Below are 16,672 nucleotides of genomic sequence, written 5' to 3' on the forward strand. Positions count from 1 at the left end.
CAGCGCCGATGGTACTGCAGGGGGGACCCTGTGGGAGAGTAGGACGCCGCCGAACAATCATTCAGAAGAACCCCCATCCGGATTCCGGATGGGGGCTCTTCGCGTTTTCACCAGGAAACCCCGAGAAGGATGGCCCCGTCCCGCCCGGCGAGGACGGCCCGGGCGGGACGGAGCCGCGTGGGGGCGGGTGGGGTCAGTGGCCTCCGTGGATCAGGTGGAGGGAGAAGTCCTCGTCGGTGGAGACGGGCGCGGTCTTGACGTGGGTCACGCCCGTGGCCTCGTCGAAGTACCAGCCTGAGGCGGCGGAGTCGAGCGCGGCGGCCGAGTCCAGTCGGGGCAGCGGGCCGCCCTGGGTGACGACCCGTCGCGGGGCGGACTGGCCGTGCACGGTGAAGCGGTACGACCGGGAGTCCGGCTTGCCGGTGTAACTCCCCTCACTGGCACCGACCTTGACCGTGGTGACCGGCCCGTTCGCGCGGACCTCCACCTGCTGGGTGGCCGAGGAGCCCGCCGCGTACTGCCGGGTGACGCCGTCGTCCTCGTAGAGGGTGTAGGAGGAGTCGCCCTGGGGGTAGAGGTCGTAGTCGAGTTCGCCGCGGTCGCGGTTCTCCCAGGACAGCGTGCCCTGGGGCCACATCGGGACGATCGCGCCGCCCTTGACGAACAGCGGCAGGGTGTCGAGCGGGGCGGAGTAGCCGTTGATCGTGGTGGGGCCCTGGTAGGTGCGTCCGGTCCAGTAGTCCGTCCAGGTGCCCTCGGGCAGGTAGATGCCGTCGCGCACCGAGGTGTCGGAGTAGACGGGGGCGACCAGGAAGTCCGGCCCGGCCAGGAACTCGTACTTGGCGTTCGGCCCGAGGGCCGCCGGGTCGTCCGGGTACTCCAGGGCGAGCGGGCGCACCGCGCCGATGCCCGTGCGGGTGGCCTCGGCGGACAGGGTGTACATGTACGGCAGCAGCCGCTCCTTGAGCTGCAGGTACTTGCGGTTGATCGAGGTGTAGGGCTCGCCGTCCAGCCAGGGCTGCTGGTCGCGCTGCTGCTTGCCGGACATGTCCCTGGCCCAGCCGTCCATGGTCATGATGGTCGGCAGGAAGGCCTTCCACTGCAGGTCGCGGGTGTACATCTTGGGGTCGCGGCGGAAGATCGAGCCGACGTCGCCGGTGTCGTAGGCGATGCCGGACATGGTGGCGCCGGCGTAGGTGGGGATCTGCCAGCGGATGTAGTCCCAGGACAGGCTCTGGTCGCCGCTCCAGAGCACGCCGCAGCGCTGGGCGCCGGCCCAGGAGACCGGCAGCCAGACGAAGCCGCGGGCGTCGCTGTTGTCCTCGATGCCGGCCTTCGCCTGGTCGCAGGCGTTGAGTGCGAAGCCGTAGCCGTTGCCGACCCAGGCGACGTCGAGCTTGCGAACCCTGACCCCGGCCTTGACCTCCTCGGCCTGGTTGGGCAGGCCGTTCTGGGTCCAGAGGCCGAGCTGGGCGTGGTCCTTGCGCAGGCCCTCACCGGTCTGCGGGAGGTTCTCGTAGCCGCAGCCGTAGCCGTCGTTGACCAGCATCCAGCCGAGCGGCATCTGGTTCTGCCCGTAGCCGTCGGCGACCTTGAGCGCGTCGGTGGTGTGGCGTTCGCCGCGGTTGGCGTTGTGCAGGTAGCAGTCGGAGTCACCGGGCTCCAGGCCGTAGACCGGCGGCATGAAGGGCTTGCCGACCAGCGCGGTGTACTCGCCGATCACGGACTTGACGTCGCCGGTGAAGTAGTAGGCGTCCAGGCGGCGTTCCTGCTGTCCGGTGCGCACCGGGGAGCCGAAGTCGTAGATGCCCGGGGCGAAGGTGTTGCGGAAGACGCCGTAGCCGGCGCTGGAGACGTAGAACGGCTGGGAGTTGTTGTAGCCGCCCTCGTTCCAGTTGGTGTTGTTGGCGACGTGGACGGTCTGGTCGCGGTGGGAGAAGCTGCCGTTCTGCTCGCCGCCGCCGAAGAACTGCTCGTCGGCGCCGCGGACCAGGCTCTGCCGCAGGCCGCTGGTGGACCAGCGCAGCGGGGCGTCCTCCTGCCAGATGGCGGTGCGGTCGTCCGCCTGGTAGAGGCCGAACCGCAGGGGGTGCTTGTAGACCCGCAGCACCAGGTGGCCGGAGCGGACGCCGTAGTAGTCGCCGGCGTCGAAGGTGGAGGTGTGGGGCTGGAGTTCGGGCTGTTGCCGGATGATGCTGCTGCCCGCCGGGTCGGCGATGACGCCGTCCGGGGCGGCGCGCAGGCGCAGTTGGTCGTCGGCGAGGAAGTCGACCTTGGCCTTGAGGGTGCCCGCGGCGATGTCGTAGCTGCCGCCGCCGCCGCTGAAGGAGGTGAGGTCGCCCGCGTCGGTGGTCTGGGGGAGGTAGGCGCGGCCGGTGAAGGAGCCGCCGTGCACGTCGTACGGGACAACCAGGACGTGGTACGTGCCGGAGGCCTTCGGGATCACGGTGGCCTCGGGGTCGGCGGTGCCGGCGCTCTCGGCGACCTCCTTGCCGTTGGCGTCGTAGACGTAGAGGTCGAAGTCGTCGGTGGGGTTCTGCCATTGGATCGAGATCGGGACGCCGCCCTCCGGGTTGTCGTCCCAGTAGCCGTTCGGGACGTTCACCGTGAGGTCGAAGCGGGCGCAGACCGTGCCGTCCGGGTCCTGGGCGGCGGCGGGGCAGGAGGTGGGGCCGCCGAGGGTGCCCTTGGCGTAGACGGGGCTCTGCCAGCTGACGTTCTGGTGGCTGCCGTCCAGGACGGCGGAGGCGGGGGTGGCGGCGCGGGCCGGCAGGGCGGGGCCGGCCAGGGCGGCGAGGCTGGTCAGGGCTGCAGCGAGGGCGGCCCTTCGGAGGTGGGGTCGGAGCAGGCGCACGGGGGTTCTCCTGTCGACTCGCGGGGTGAGTGGCTCAACCTGTCTACAGGCGCGGTCATTTGACCGATCCGGCGGTCAGTCCGGAGACGACGTGCCGCTCGATCAGGGCGAACAGCACCACCACCGGCACGATCGCGACGACCGAGCCGGCGAACAGGTAGTTCCACTGGACGGTGTAGTTGCCGATGAAGCTGTTGATGCCGACGGTGAGCGGCTGGCTGCCCGGGTCGGTGGACAGGGTCAGGCCCATCACGAACTCGTTCCAGGCGGAGATGAAGGTGAAGATCACCGCGGTGACCACGCCCGGCAGGGCCAGCGGCAGCACCACCCGGCGCAGCGCCCCGAGCCGGCCGAGGCCGTCCAGCATCGCGGCCTCCTCCAGCTCCACCGGGATCGAGGAGATGTACGCCGTGAGGATCCAGACGGCGAAGGCCAGGTTGAAGGCGGCGTTGCAGAGGATCAGCGTCCAGACCGAGTTGAGCATGTCCAGTTGGTAGAACTCGCGGTAGAGGCCCACCAGCAGGGATGTCGGCTGGAACATCTGGGTGACCAGGACCAGCAGCAGGAACAGCCGGCGGCCTCGGTAGCGGACCCGGGCGGTGTAGTACGCGGCGGGCAGCGCGACCAGCAGCGCCAGCAGGGTGGAGCCGCCGGCGACCAGCAGGGTGACCCGCAGGTTGCCGCCGAGGGTTGAGTCGCGCCAGACGCCGGTGAAGTTGGACCAGGCGAAGTGCCGCGGCAGGTAGGTCGCGTCGCGCAGCTCGTCGGCCGGGCGCAGCGCGGTGACGACCATCTCCAGGTACGGGAACAGGAAGACCGCCGCCAGCAGCCAGGCCGCCCCCGCGAGGGCCAGGGTGCGCGGTGCGATCCATCGCGTCGGACGCTTCGTCAACTTTGCTCCTGATTCCAGCGGCTGACCTTCAGGAAGGCCAGGACCATCAGCACCACGAGGGCGAAGTTGACCACCGACATCGCCGCGGACTCCCCGATGTCGGTGTCCTTCAGCTGGTACATGAACACCGTGCTGGTCGCCGTGTCGCTGCTCGGGCCGCCCTGGGTCATGCCCCAGATGACGGGGAAGGAGTTGAAGACGTTGATCAGGTTGATCACCAGGCCGACCAGGAAGGCCGGTCGCAGCAGCGGCAGGGTGATCCGCCGGTAGGCCTGCCAGGGGGAGGCGCCGTCCACCCTGGCCGCCTCGTACACCTCAGCGGGGACGGTCTGCAGGCCGGCCAGCAGGGTGTAGGTGGTGAACGGCAGGGAGACGAAGACCGCGACGAACACCATCCAGGGCCAGGCCGTTGAGGGGGCGCCGAGCCAGTCCCGGGGGCCGTCGACCAGGCCGAGGTCGGTCAGCGCGGTGTTGAGCACGCCCGCCGTCCGGTCGAGCATCCAGCGGAAGCCGATCGAGGTCATCAGGACCGAGGCCGCCCACGGGGCGATCAGCGCCCAGCGGGCGTAACGACGGCCGGGGAAGCGCTGGTTGAACAGCTGGGCCAGGCCGAGCGAGAGCAGCATCGTCAGGGCGACCACGGCGGCGGTCCAGGCCACCGTGGCGAGCAGCACATGGCCGAGGTCGGCCTCGCCGAAGAGCTTGCGGTACTTGTCCAACCCGGCCGAGCCGCGTACGAAGCCGCTGGTGCTGACCCGCAGGAACGAGGTGCGGACCATCTCGTACACCGGCCACAGCACGACGGCGAGGATCAGCAGCACGGCCGGGGCGATCCACGGCAGCGGGCCGAGCCGGCCCGGCCGACGGCCCTTTCGTGCGGGGGAGTTGGGGGTCACCATCGGTTCGGCCGTCACTTGTTCGCGACGGCGTCCTGGGCCTTCTTCTGCAGGTCGCCCAGCACCTTGGCCGGGTCGCCCGAGACGGCGCTGCCGACGGACTTCTTGAGCTCGGCGGAGACCGCGTCCCAGGTGGTGTCGCCGAGCGGGTAGAACACGGCGTGCGGCAGCAGGGCGAAGAACGGTTCGAGGTCCTTGTGCTTGCCGCTGCTGGTCAGCTCGTGCAGCACGCTCTGGGTGACCGGCATCAGGTTGTAGGTCTCGTCGAAGGCGAGCTGGTTGTCCTTGGCGTACGCGAAGTCGAGGAACTTCCGGATCTGGTCGCGGTGGCCGTTCTTCTTGAAGGCCATCATCCAGTCCGCGACGCCGAGGGTGGAGGTCAGCGGGCCGGCCTTGCCGGGGATCGGCGCCACGCCGTAGTCGACCTTGCCGTCCTGGGCCATCTGGATCAGCGAGGGGTGGCCGTTGAGCATGGCCGCCTTGCCGGCCGCGAAGTCGGCGAACGCGGTCTTGCGGTCGGTGGTGGCCGGGTTGGCGTAGGTCAGCCCGGGGTCCACCAGGTCGGTCTTGAGCCAGCGGAAGGTGTCGATGTTCGCCTGGCTGTTCAGGGCGTACGCGCCGTCCTTGCCGGTGGGCCCGCCGTCGTTGCCGAGCTCCCAGATCATGCTCTCGCCCTGGGCTTCCTCCGGGCCGAGCGGCAGCGCATACGGCGTCACGCCCGGCACCTTGGCCTTGAGCTGTTCGGCGTCCTTGCGCAACTCCTCCCAGCTGGTGGGCGGTTGGGTGATGCCGGCCTGCTGGAACAGGGCCTTGTTGTAGAACAGGGCGCGGGCCGAGGAGACGAACGGTATGCCGTACTGCACGCCCTTGACCTGTCCGGCCTTGGCGAAGCTGTCGATCAGGTCGGCGCGGGTGCCGGGGGACAGCACGTCCTCCGCCTTGTAGAGCAGGTCGTCGGCGACCTTGTCGGCGTAGCCGCCGGTCTGCAGGACGTCCGGCACGTTGCCGCTCTGGATCATCGTCTTGACCTGCTTGTCGATGTCGTTCCAGTTCACCACCTGGACGTCGACCTTGATGTCCGGGTTGGCCGTGGTAAACGCGGTGGCGAGCTTGTTCCAGTAGGCCTTCGAGCTGTTGGACTCCTTGTCGCCGTAGTCGGCGGCGACCAGTTTCAGGGTCACCTTGCCGTCCGCGTCGGTCCCGCCGCCGCCACCGCTGCCGCCGCTGCCGCAGGAGGTGAGGGCGAGCGCACCGAGGGCGCACGCCGAGACGAGGGCCAGCACACGTTTGTCCACCGCAGTTACCGCCTTCGTGCGTGCTTGATCGATGATGCAAGATGCTTGAAGAACGCTGGTTTTGAGCAGTTTCGAAAGAGCAGCTTGATGCTTCGGGCGGTTCATGTCAATCGTGGGCGCAGTACTGAGCAAGAATGCGGCCCCTCTTCGGCCCTCCGGGAGGCGCTCTGCGCAGAAACGCTCAAAGCCGGCTTCCTCGCGGCCGTCGTGGAGCAGGAGTGAGTCTTGGACCCGAACCTGGTCATCTGGCGCATTCCGAACGGTCTTGCGTTTCCTGCTGAGCCGGATCCAGGCCGGGGGTGTTGGCCTGAACATCCAGGCCGCCTCGGTGGTCATCCTGTGCGAGCCGCAGGTGAAGCCCGCCATGGAGGCCCAGGCCGTCGGCCGGGCGCACCGGATGGGCCAGGTGCGGCGGGTGCAGGTGCACCGGCTGCTGGCCACCGACAGCGTCGACCAGCGGATGCTGGACATCCTGCGGGCGAAGCACCGGCTGTTCGACGCGTACGCGCGCCGCAGCGAGGTGGCGGAGTCCACGCCCGACGCGGTCGACGTCTCGGAGCAGTCGCTGGCGGTGCGGATCGTGGAGGAGGAGCAGTTGCGCCTGGCGGCCGGGAGGAGTGCCTGAGGTGTCCGACCCCGTAACGGTGAGTGTCGCGGGCCTCGCGGTATTGTGGCGCGCGCAGGAGGGGCGGACGTGCGGGAGGGGAACGGCGTGGCCGGGGACGTGACGGTGCAGACGATCGACCTGGGGGACGGCACCACGGTGCGGGCCGAGGTCATCGGCGAGGTCGGCTTCGAGACGGGCGGGGACGAGGACGACTTCGGGGACGTGGCGCTGCGGGACCGGGCCGCCCGGGTGGGCTCCGCGGTGGCGCTGTCGCTGGACCAGGTGCGCGGCACGGTGCAGGGCATCGGGCGCTGGGCGGCGGAGACGATCGCCCAGGGCGAGTCCGGGGCGCCGGACTCCTTCGAGGTCGAGTTCGGGCTCAAACTGGCCGTGAAGTCCGGGCAGTTGCTCGGCATCATCGCGGAGGCCGGGAGCGAGGCCGGTCTGACCGTCAAGCTCTCCTGGGACCTCGCGGCCCGGCGGGAACGCGCGGGCGGCACGGCGAACGGCACGGCGGGCGGAGGCGGCGCCGAGGGCGGTGCGGCCACCGACCCCGCCGCCGCGGAGTGACCGGCCCGCATCTCGATCGTGCCCGCGCCGAGGCGCTGCACCGGTGCGCCGTGCGGATCGAGGCGGCGAGCGGCTTCCGGGGCAGCGGCTTCCTGGTCGCCCCGGGGCTTGCGGTCACCTGTGCGCACGTCGTGCTCGACAGGCGCGGCGTGGCCGAAGGGCTGGTCGTCCGGCACGAGTCGAGCACCTACCCTGTGCTGCCCGAGGCGGTCCGGGCCGAGCCCGACACCGCGGGCGACGGCCGGTTCGAGGCGTTCCCCGACCTCGCGCTGCTCGACGTCCCGGCGGTGGCCGGGACCGGCCACCCCGTCGCCCCGCCGGCGGGCGACGAGGCCGAGCCGGGCACCTGGCTGACCGCCCTCGGCTACTCCGAGGCCACCCCCTCGCCAGGGGTCAACGCCGACACCGTCGCGCTCCAAGTCGTCGGCCGTTCCGGGGAGTTCGTCGGCGTCAGCGGCTTCGTGCAGCCCGGCTTCAGCGGCAGCATGCTGGTCGGGCCGGACGGGCTGGTGCGCGGCGTGCTCAAGGGCAGTCGCTCGTACAAGCAGGACCTGGGCGGCTGGTACGTTCCGCGCGCGGCCCTGATCGCCTTCCTCGGCCCGCTGCTCCCGGCCGCCGGGTTCGAACCGGCGCCTGAACCGCCGCCCGGCGACGCCGACTTGGTGGCCGCGCTGATGGCCGTCCCGTACACCGCGCGCGCCGACGGGCGGTTCGACCTGCTGGAGCGGATGGGCGAACACCTCGGCCTGCCGCACTCCTTCGAGGTCGAGGAGCGCTCCGACCGCCGCGACCACCTGTTCCGCATCGTGCGCCGCTGCCGCTCCCACCGCGACGCGTCGGCGGCCCTGTGCGCGCTGTACACGGCGCTGGAGGAACTCGCCCCGTACGACGGCGCGTTGGACCGAGTCCGGTCCCTCGTGGAACGGGCGACGGGCGGGGCGGCGACGGGCGGACCGGTTGCGGACGGTCGGGGGAGCAGGTACGGGCGATGAGCGGAGGGGTGTACGGCGGCTGGTCGCCGCGGGCCGACGTCGAGCCGGGGGAGCGCGCCGCGACCCCGATCGAGGCGGCCGAAGACCTGCTGGCCGAGATCCTGTTCGACTTCCAGGCGATCTCCCGGCGGGAGTTCCGGCAGGGCGTCCTGGAGACGATGGGCCGCACCCCGTCCTCCCGGCTGTTCCACCTCGACGTCAAGGAGGCCGACACCGCGCGCGAACACGTCCGGGAGATCCTGCGGAGCATCCGCTGCGCCCGCGACCCCCGCGCCGTACTCGGCTCGCTCGGCGAGGCGCTCCGGGCCCACGACCCGTACGACGGGGCGCTGCCCTGGCTGGAGCTGGCCGTGCTGGCCCTGACCGCCGAGACCGGCCTGCCCGCCGACGTCCTGCTGCGCGTCATCGGCCTGCTGCGCGCGCTGACGCCCTCGCCCGGCCCGCACCGGCTCCTCGCCCACGTGCCCCCGCGCGCCCCGGGCCGGAACCGGATCGACGAGCGCACGACCCTGCCGGAGATCCTCGGCCGGCTGCTGGACCACTTCGGCGGCCCCGACGCCGGCTACGCGCTGACCTTCCTGGACGGCCTTGTGCGGGATCCGGAGCTGTCCCTCCAGTACCCCCAACTCGCGGAGCTGGGAGCGCTGTTGAGTAGCATCGCGGTCGCCCGCCCGGCACCCCGGGAGGAGGTTGTCGGCCGCCTCATCGTGCAGATCCGGCTGGACCCGGAGACACCGGAGCACATCGAGGCGAGCCGCTACCACCTGCGGGCCTCCTACTACCGGCAGCCCCTGGCCGGCGGCCCGATCGAACGCCTCAACGACCTGGCCGCCGGCGACTCCCTCGCCAAGGAGGACCTCGTCACCGGAGGCAGCGCCCGACTGGCCGGCTGGCAGGCGCTGTTCACCGAGATGGCCAGGAGCAAGCGCAGCCCGGTGCGGATCGAGTTCCTGCTGCCCAAGGCGCTGCTCGGCCACAGCGCCGAACTCTGGTCCCCGACCCCCGGCGGATACCGGCTCGGACTGCTGCACCCGGTCGTGGTCCGCTCCCTGGACCGCTACATCAACCCGTGGCTGCAGACGCCCGACTGGTACGAACGGTGGGAGCACCTGTTCGCCGAGACGATGGAATGCGAGGCCGTCGACCGGATCGGCTGGCCGCCCCTGCACCCCGAACGGGCCGCCGACCTGCCCGGCTGGCTCGACGGCCGGCCCACCCTGGCCTGCCTCGGCCTCGACACCCCGTACGACGAACTCGACCCCCGGGTGCGCACGGCCGTGCTCGACGCCATGGTGTTCGACGGCGTCCCGGCCATGCTGTGGCGCCGGGCCCCCGGCGCCCCGACGGACCTGGTCGAGGCCCTGCGCCGCGACCGCCCGCGCTCACTGGCCCAGCTACCCGAGGCCGTCCACCGGCACCGCAAGGTGACCCGGGCGGCGGAGACCCAGGACGGCATCACCCTGTTCTGGGACGACCCGAACTGCGTGGATCCGGACCAGGACGCCGGGTTTCCGGGGATGGTGTAAGGCGAATGGTTCCCGACGACCGCGACTTCGACGACCGCAATTTCCATGACCGTAATGACGAGGAGCAGGCGGTGGCGATGCCCGAGAACTGGTGGATCTACCGGGGCACCGGCGTGCCCCACGACGCCATCGCCGCCCTCCCGCCGGCCCCGGCCTGGCGCTCCTTCGGCGACTGGGTCGACATCGACGAGGAATTGCCGACGCCCCCGGCCGACGACGCCACCGGCCTGACCACCCGCCGGCTCGGCCGCACCCGGCAGGCCACCGCCTACCAGGCCGACGAGCGCGAGATCCACCTCGTCAACCTGGCCCTCCACCTGCGCCGCCCGCTGCTGATCACCGGCAAGCCCGGCGTCGGCAAGTCCACCCTCGCCTACGCCGTCGCCCACGAACTGGGACTCGGCCCCGTCCTGCGCTGGCCCATCAGCAGCCGCTCCGCCCTGCGCGACGGCCTCTACACCTACGACGCCATCGGCCGGCTCCACGAGGCCGGCCTGCGCGCCCCCCGGCACGACGGCGACCCGGCGGGCGACCGGCAGCCGCCCGCCATCGGCCAGTTCCTGCGCCTCGGCCCGCTGGGCACCGCACTGCTGCCCTGGCGCACACCCCGAGTCGTCCTCATCGACGAGATCGACAAGAGCGACATCGACCTGCCCAACGACCTCCTGAACGTCTTCGAGGAGGGCGAGTTCGAGATCCCGGAACTCCAGCGCCTCGGCCCCGGCCCCCAGGAGGTCGCCACCGCCGACCCCGGCCGGCGGGCGATCGTCCGCGGCGGCCACGTGCGCTGCGCCCACTTCCCGCTGGTCGTCCTCACCAGCAACGGCGAGCGGGAGTTCCCCTCGGCACTGCTGCGCCGCTGCGTCCGGCTGGAGATCCAGCCGCCCACCGAGGAGCGGCTGGCCGCGATGGTCGCCGCCCACCTGGGCGCGGACCACTCGGCGGACGGCACCCAGCGCGCCGAACTCATCACCGAGTTCCTGCGCCGCCAGCGCGAGGACGGCGCCGACCTGGCCAACGACCAACTGCTCAACGCCCTGCTGATGGCCGAACGCGGGCTGTGGGGCAGCGGATCCGGGCGCGGGGTCATCCACGACGCCCTGCTGCGCCCGCTCAACGAGAGCTGAGGCGGCGGCCGGTGGGCACCTTCGGTACGGAGGGGAAGGCGGCGGCGCGGTCCGTGCTGCGCCAGGCGCTGGCCGCGCTCGTCGCGCCCGAGGGCGAGCAGCCGTACCCCCAGGACCTGGCCGACGTGCTGTGGATCTCCCGGCTGGCCGGCCTCGCACCCCTGTCCGACGGCTCTCACGAGGCGGCTGCCGACCAGGCCTCGCCCCCGCCGCAGCCCCTGGCCTCGGAACTCAACATCGCCGAGCCGCACCAGCGCACCGGGCAGAGCCGACCGGGTGCGACCGAACCGCCCACCCCCACGCCCCCGCAGCCCGACCCCACGGTCGAACTGCACCCCCGCTGCGCCCCGTCCGGCACCGAGCGGCCGGGGCCCGTCGCCCGCGGCGCCGAGGTCGTCCAGGTCACCCGGCCCACCGCCCTGCCCGGCGCCCTGGCCATCGCCCGCGCCCTGCGCCCGCTGCGCCGGCCGCTCACCCAACGCCCGGTCGGCCACCGGCCGTTGCACCTCGACGAGGAGGCCACGGCGGCGGCGACCGCCGAAGCCGGCGTGCTGCTGCCGGTCTGGCAGCGGGCCAAGCCCCGGTACGCGGTCGACCTGCTGGTCGACACCGGTGCCACCATGGCCGTCTGGCACGACCTGGCCGGCGAACTCGCCACCCTGCTGGAACGCCACGGCGCCTTCGAGGAGGTGCGCAGCTGGTCCCTCGACACCGACCGGGACACCCCGCACCTCACCTCCTTCCGCCGCCGCCGCACCCCCGCACCACCACCCGCCGCCCCCGACCGGAACTGGTCCCGCCCGCTCGCCGACCCGCACGGGCGCCGCATCCTGCTCGTCCTCACCGACGGCGTCGGCCCGGCCTGGTACGGCGACGAACTGGTGCCCTTCCTCGCCCGTGCCGCCACCACCGGCCCCGCCGCCGCCCTCCAGGTGCTGCCCCGCCGCCTCTGGCACCGCACCGCCCTGCGCGCCGCCCCGGTCGAAGGCCGGGCCGCCACCCACGGCCGGCCGGCCCCCGTCCTGCGCACCGACACCGCCCTGCCCGGCATCCCCCGCGGCAGCGCCGGAGCAGCGGCCCGGGCCGCGGTGCGCTGGCTGCCGGTCCTGGAGATCGACGCCGACTGGCTCGCCCCCTGGGCCGACCTCACCGCGGGCCGTACGGCCGGCTGGACACCTCTGCTCGCCGCGCCGCTCAGCGGAGTCCCGCGCCCGCCGCGCCCGCGCGCCCGGGCCGCCGCCCCGCGCCCCGCCGCCGACCGGGTCGCCGCCTTCCGGGCCGGCAGCTCGCCCAACGCGTACCGGCTCGCCTGCCACCTGGCGGCGGCGCCGCTGAGCCTGCCGGTGATGCGGCTGGTCCAGCGGGCGACCGTGCCGGAGTCGGGGCAGCGGGAGCTGGCGGAGCTGTTCCTGTCCGGGCTGATCGAGGTACGGGCGAAGGCCGCCGACCCGGACGAGGTGGTGTACGACTTCGTCGACGGCGTACGGGAGGAACTGCTGGGGGAACTCACCCGGACCGAATCGGTACGGGTGCTGGAGCAGGTGCTCGCCAAGGTCTCGGGGCGGGTCGCGGCGACCTTCGGCGGGACGCTCGACTTCCGCGCCCTGGCGGCCTCCACCGGGCGGACGCGGCACCGGCTGCCGGAGCGCAGCCGGCCCTTCGCGGAGGTCGCGGCAACGGTGCTGGCGGGCGCGGGCGGTCAACACGCCTCGCTCGCGCGGAACTTGGGGAGCGTGGTGAGTGGCCGCCCGGCGATCCGGAGGGAGCTGCTCACCCCGGCGCCGCCCGTCGTGAGCCCGCCGGACCCGCCGCGCATGATCGGGCGGCACAACGAGCTGCAGGTGCTCGATCATATTTGCGAACCGGATCCACGGGGCCGATTGGTGGTGATCGAGGCCGCCCCGGGGATGGGCAGGCGCCGCCTCGTCCAGGAGTACATCCAGCGTCACGGCGACCGTCACTCTTTCGTCCACTGGATCGATGGGCGGACCGCCGATGCGCTGGGCAACGGCTTCGAGCGTCTGCGGGCCGCCCTCGGAGCGGAGCGTCACACCCCGCTAGGGGAGGTTCTCGGCGACCACCCGACCTGGCTGATCGTCGTGGACGCTCTGCGGCCGAGCACCGGATATCGCCGCGAGCTCGCCGAGTTGGCCGCCTCCGCGTCCGGCTGCCTGATCGTCACCACCGACTCACGCGAGGGCATCCGCTTCCTCGCCGATGCGCCGACCGTCACCCTCGGCTTCCTCACCGAGACCGAGCTTCGCGAGGAGATCCGCCACCGCCTTGGCGACGCCTACCAGCAGATAGAGCACGCCCAGGAGTTCCAATACCTGCTCGACCGGATGCCTCGGCGCCCGGACGAACTGGCGACCTGGCAGCTGGACGCCCAGCTGGCCGTCCTGACCGGGCCGGCCGGGTCGGGGGACTCCTTCTCGACCGTCCGGAGCTTCCGGCTGCCCAGCCCGGGCCTGGCAATGGCAGCGGTGCGGGACCCCGAAGGTCCCGTTCTCCTCGCCGTCTACGGAGTGGACCGCCTGATTCGCTACATCGACGTGACGACCGGGCAGGAAGCGGGGCCCGCGCTTGCCATCGAGGATGCCGTCTCCGAGATCGTGGCCATGGCCGAGGTCAACGACCGGGGGACGACCGTCCTCTGCACTGCGGATTCCGGTGGTGGATTCCACTATTGGGACATCCGGGACGGCTCCTTCGTGTCGAGCCAGCGAGGCTTCCCCGAGCCGCTGGTGGCGATGGCGCCCTTCGTGGACACGGACGGGTACCCGTGCCTCTGGACAGCGGACGTCCACGGCCGGATGCGTCTGTGGAACTATGTCGGTGCCCTGGTCGAGGAGTTGCCGGGCCTGACCGGCGACCACCGTTCCTGGGCGATGACCGTGCTCCGGGACCCGGACGGCCGGTCGCTCCTGATCGGGGTCGACCCGACCGGACGGCTGCACCGTTGGCAGCCCGACGACCCCTCGACCGTCGAGTTCTTGGCCGCCGCCGTGGTCGACCCCGGCCGGGCGAGGACGATCGTCGGCATCACCGGCGACGAGAACCGCTGCGTGCTCGCGTCGATCGGTGACCGGGACACCCACGTCCACATCTGGGAGTTCGAGGGCCGCTGGCGCAGCGACCAGCGGCGGGAGAGCGAACAGCCGTTGATCGCCCAGCGCTACCGCCCGGTCGAGCGGATCGCCCAGGGGCGGCAGAGCGAGGTGTGGCGGGCCAGGGACGAACGGGACGCCGTCGTCGTCGCGGTCAAGACCGTCGATGTGAGCCGTCTCGCGGCCGCCGTGGATGCGGATGCGTTCCTGGAGCAGGCCGCCAGGCTCGCCGAGCTGGACCACCCATGCATCGTCGCCTGCCACGCCGCGGGCGTCGACGCCGAACGCCTCTACCTGGTCTTCGAGTTCGTCGACGGACCCGACCTGAGGGGCCTGCTCGACGCGGGACCGCCGCCCGCGTACGAGGCCGCAGCGATCGCCCACGGCGTGGCCGAGGCGCTCGAGTACCTGCACGGTCAGGGGATCGCGCACGGCCGGATCGAGCCCGCCAACATCCTCATCCGCCCGGACGGCAGCCCGGCCCTCTGCGACTTCGGGATCCACCTCGGCGGGCCGGCCGTTCCGGTCGACCCGGCCGGAGACCTCTACGCCCTCGGCAACGTGCTCCATGAGACCGGCATGCCCGAGCCCCTGCACGGGCTCGTCCTCGACCTGCTGCACCCGGACCCGCGCCGGCGGCCGTCCTCCGCGGCCGAGGTGGCCCGGCGGATCGCCGAGTCCGGAGCTCTGCGGCAGCCCGACCGCAGTCCGGAACTCCCGCTCAGGTTCACGCTGTTGGGGGAGGTGCGTGCCTGGCGGGGGGACGAGCTGGTGGACCTCGGGCCCCTGGAGCGGCGAGCGGTGCTCGCCGCGCTGCTGAAGTACCGCGGCCGTCCGGTCCGGGCCGAGGTCCTGATCGAGGCGGTACGGCCGCAGCACACGGCCGCCGCCGAGGAACTCGACGCGGTGTGGTTCCACGTGCAGGAGCTGCAGCGCGTGCTCAACTCGACCACGGCCTCCCGGGTGGCGCTCGTGGAGCTGTCGGACGGTCGCACCTGGCTGATGACCGTCGCCTCCGAGCAGATCGACGTCGCCCTCTTCGAGCGGGCCGTCGAGCGTGCCGAGTGGGCCCGGTCGGCCGCCGACCCGGCCGCGGCCCGACAGCATGCCGAGGAGGCGCTCGCCCACTGGCAGGGCGCGCCGCTGGTGGACCTGCCCGGGCCCTCGGCGGAGCTGGAACGACTCCGTCTCAACGAACTGTACGAACGGGCAGTGGAGTTGGCCGGGCCCGTACGATCCCGGCTGCGCTACTCGCTGCTCGGCCCGCTGCGGGTCTGGCGGGACGACCAGCCACTTTTTATGCTCGGTACACCGCAGCAACAGGCGGTCCTCGCGGCCCTCCTCCTGCACGCCCCGGAACCCGTGTCGACGGCGAGCCTGGTCAACGCCGTCTGGGGCGATCAGCCCCCGCCCCAGGCGGAGGCTTCGCTGCGCACCTACGTCTTCCGGCTGCGGTCCGTCCTCGGGGACCGGACCCAGCCGCGGGGCGCGGGTGAGGTCATCCAATCGGTGAGTGACGGCTTCCGGCTGAACGTCGACCCGGGCTCGGTCGACGTGGCCGTCTTCGAGGAGCGGCTCGCCGCGGCCGTACAGGCGCAGCAGGGCGGTGACCTGTCCGCGGGTCACGCGATGCTGCGATCCGCGCTCGACCTCTGGGAGGGACCGGCGCTGGATGGTGTTCCAGGGCCGTACGCCTCCGGGGAGCGCACCCGGCTCAACGAGCGGCGGATGGCCGCCGTCGAGGATCTGTACGCCACCGGGCTGGCGCTCGGACGGCACCTGGAGTTCGTGACGGAACTCGAACTGCTGGTCGCCGAGAGTCCGTTGCACCAGCGGCTGTGCGCCCTGCTGATGCTCGCCCTCCACCGCTGCGGGCAACGGGTCGAGGCGCTGGAGGTCTACGGCCGGCTCCGGGCGCGGCTGCGGGAGGAGCTCGCCGTCGGACCGGGGCCGGTGGTGACGAGGCTGTACGAAATGATCCAGGCAAACGACCTCGAACTCCGCATGCCCGGCTGGGCCGAGGCGCTCATCGTGCCGCGGGGCGGAACGGCCGCGCCCGCCGTGGTGGACGCCGACCGCCTCCCGCGCGGCAATGCACCGCAGGGCGTGGCGATCGGGCTGGACACCGTCCAACAGGCCCCGGTTTTCGCCGACTTCGACACCGATCCGCTGTTCGCCGTGTTCGGCGATGAAGGGTCCGGGAAGACCGCGCTGCTCCGACTGCTGGTCAAGCAGCTCACTGAGCGGTACACGTCGGACCAAGTGGGCTTCCTGGTAGCCGACTTCCGCCGCACGTTGCTCGACGAGGTACCGCCCGAGTACCTCATCCACTACGCGCCGAGCGCACCGGACCTGGACACCCTGGCGCGAATCCTGCGCGTCGCCGCCACCAGCCGAACGCCGGGCACCCAGCAGACCGCGCCGAGCCGGCGGCGGCACAAGGACATCTTCCTCATCGTGGACGACCTCGACCTCATCGCCACGAACGGGGAGGACCCCCTCGCCTCTCTCGTCGAATTCCTGCCGCAGGCCAGGGAACTGGGCCTGCGCGTGATCGTCGCCCGCCGCTCCGAGGGCGCCGGTCGGGCCAGTGTCACCGACCCCTTCCTCCAAGCGGTGTGCGACCTGGGCGTCCACGGCGTACTGCTATCCGGGGACGGGCAGCAGGAGGGCCTCCTGCTGGGCCGCGGGGTGTCCCAGCACCTGCCCCCGGGCCAGGGAATTCAGGTGACCCCCGACCATCCGTCCGGAACACCGATGCAGACCGGCTGGCTGCCCACCCGAAACGGCGGATGATCTTCCGGGT

Annotated in this window: 10 protein-coding genes; 6 read left to right on the plus strand and 4 right to left on the minus strand. The window is 72.1% G+C overall.

From position 1 onward, the window contains the following. Window positions 1-193 precede the first annotated feature (193 nt). From ACIG5E_RS31960 to ACIG5E_RS31975, 4 genes are all read right to left on the minus strand, one after another. On the minus strand, window positions 194-2,395 hold the full coding sequence (locus tag ACIG5E_RS31960) for a TIM-barrel domain-containing protein (protein ID WP_396539480.1): 2,202 nt from the start codon (window positions 2,393-2,395) through the stop codon (window positions 194-196). 514 nt (window positions 2,396-2,909) lie between these two features. Continuing rightward, window positions 2,910-3,746, minus strand: coding sequence for a carbohydrate ABC transporter permease (locus ACIG5E_RS31965; protein WP_396539372.1), 837 nt, complete (start codon window positions 3,744-3,746; stop codon window positions 2,910-2,912). Then, window positions 3,743-4,645 carry a carbohydrate ABC transporter permease gene (locus ACIG5E_RS31970; protein WP_396539374.1) on the minus strand — a complete coding sequence of 301 codons (903 nt, stop codon included), beginning with the start codon at window positions 4,643-4,645 and terminating at the stop codon, window positions 3,743-3,745. The genes ACIG5E_RS31965 and ACIG5E_RS31970 overlap by 4 nt, the downstream gene beginning before the upstream one ends. 11 nt (window positions 4,646-4,656) lie before the next feature. Beyond that, window positions 4,657-5,937 carry an extracellular solute-binding protein gene (locus ACIG5E_RS31975; protein ID WP_396539375.1) on the minus strand — a complete coding sequence of 427 codons (1,281 nt, stop codon included), beginning with the start codon at window positions 5,935-5,937 and terminating at the stop codon, window positions 4,657-4,659. 103 nt (window positions 5,938-6,040) lie between these two features. Here ACIG5E_RS31975 and ACIG5E_RS31980 point away from each other — a divergent pair, with 103 nt between their 5' ends. The 6 genes from ACIG5E_RS31980 to ACIG5E_RS32005 all read left to right on the plus strand — a co-directional run bounded on the left by ACIG5E_RS31980 (window position 6,041) and on the right by ACIG5E_RS32005 (window position 16,662). After that, window positions 6,041-6,562 carry a helicase-related protein gene (locus ACIG5E_RS31980; RefSeq protein ID WP_396539376.1) on the plus strand — a complete coding sequence of 174 codons (522 nt, stop codon included), beginning with the start codon at window positions 6,041-6,043 and terminating at the stop codon, window positions 6,560-6,562. 69 nt (window positions 6,563-6,631) lie between these two features. After that, on the plus strand, window positions 6,632-7,114 hold the full coding sequence (locus tag ACIG5E_RS31985; protein WP_396539378.1) for a CU044_2847 family protein: 483 nt from the start codon (window positions 6,632-6,634) through the stop codon (window positions 7,112-7,114). Further along, a complete protein-coding gene (locus tag ACIG5E_RS31990) occupies window positions 7,111-8,106 on the plus strand; it encodes a trypsin-like peptidase domain-containing protein (RefSeq protein ID WP_396539380.1) in 996 nt (331 codons plus the stop codon). The genes ACIG5E_RS31985 and ACIG5E_RS31990 overlap by 4 nt, the downstream gene beginning before the upstream one ends. After that, entirely contained in the window at window positions 8,103-9,632 is a 1,530-nt protein-coding gene (locus tag ACIG5E_RS31995; protein WP_396539382.1) for a hypothetical protein, read from the plus strand. Before ACIG5E_RS31990 ends, ACIG5E_RS31995 begins: the two co-directional genes overlap by 4 nt. A 5-nt stretch (window positions 9,633-9,637) precedes the next feature. Continuing rightward, window positions 9,638-10,759, plus strand: coding sequence for an AAA family ATPase (locus tag ACIG5E_RS32000; RefSeq protein ID WP_396539384.1), 1,122 nt, complete (start codon window positions 9,638-9,640; stop codon window positions 10,757-10,759). Between the two features lie 11 nt (window positions 10,760-10,770). Further along, a complete protein-coding gene (locus tag ACIG5E_RS32005) occupies window positions 10,771-16,662 on the plus strand; it encodes an SAV_2336 N-terminal domain-related protein (protein WP_396539386.1) in 5,892 nt (1,963 codons plus the stop codon). The last annotated feature ends 10 nt before the right edge of the window (window positions 16,663-16,672 follow it).

The organism is Kitasatospora sp. NPDC053057, from assembly GCF_044546945.1.
In the GTDB taxonomy this organism is placed as follows: Bacteria; Actinomycetota; Actinomycetes; order Streptomycetales; family Streptomycetaceae; genus Kitasatospora.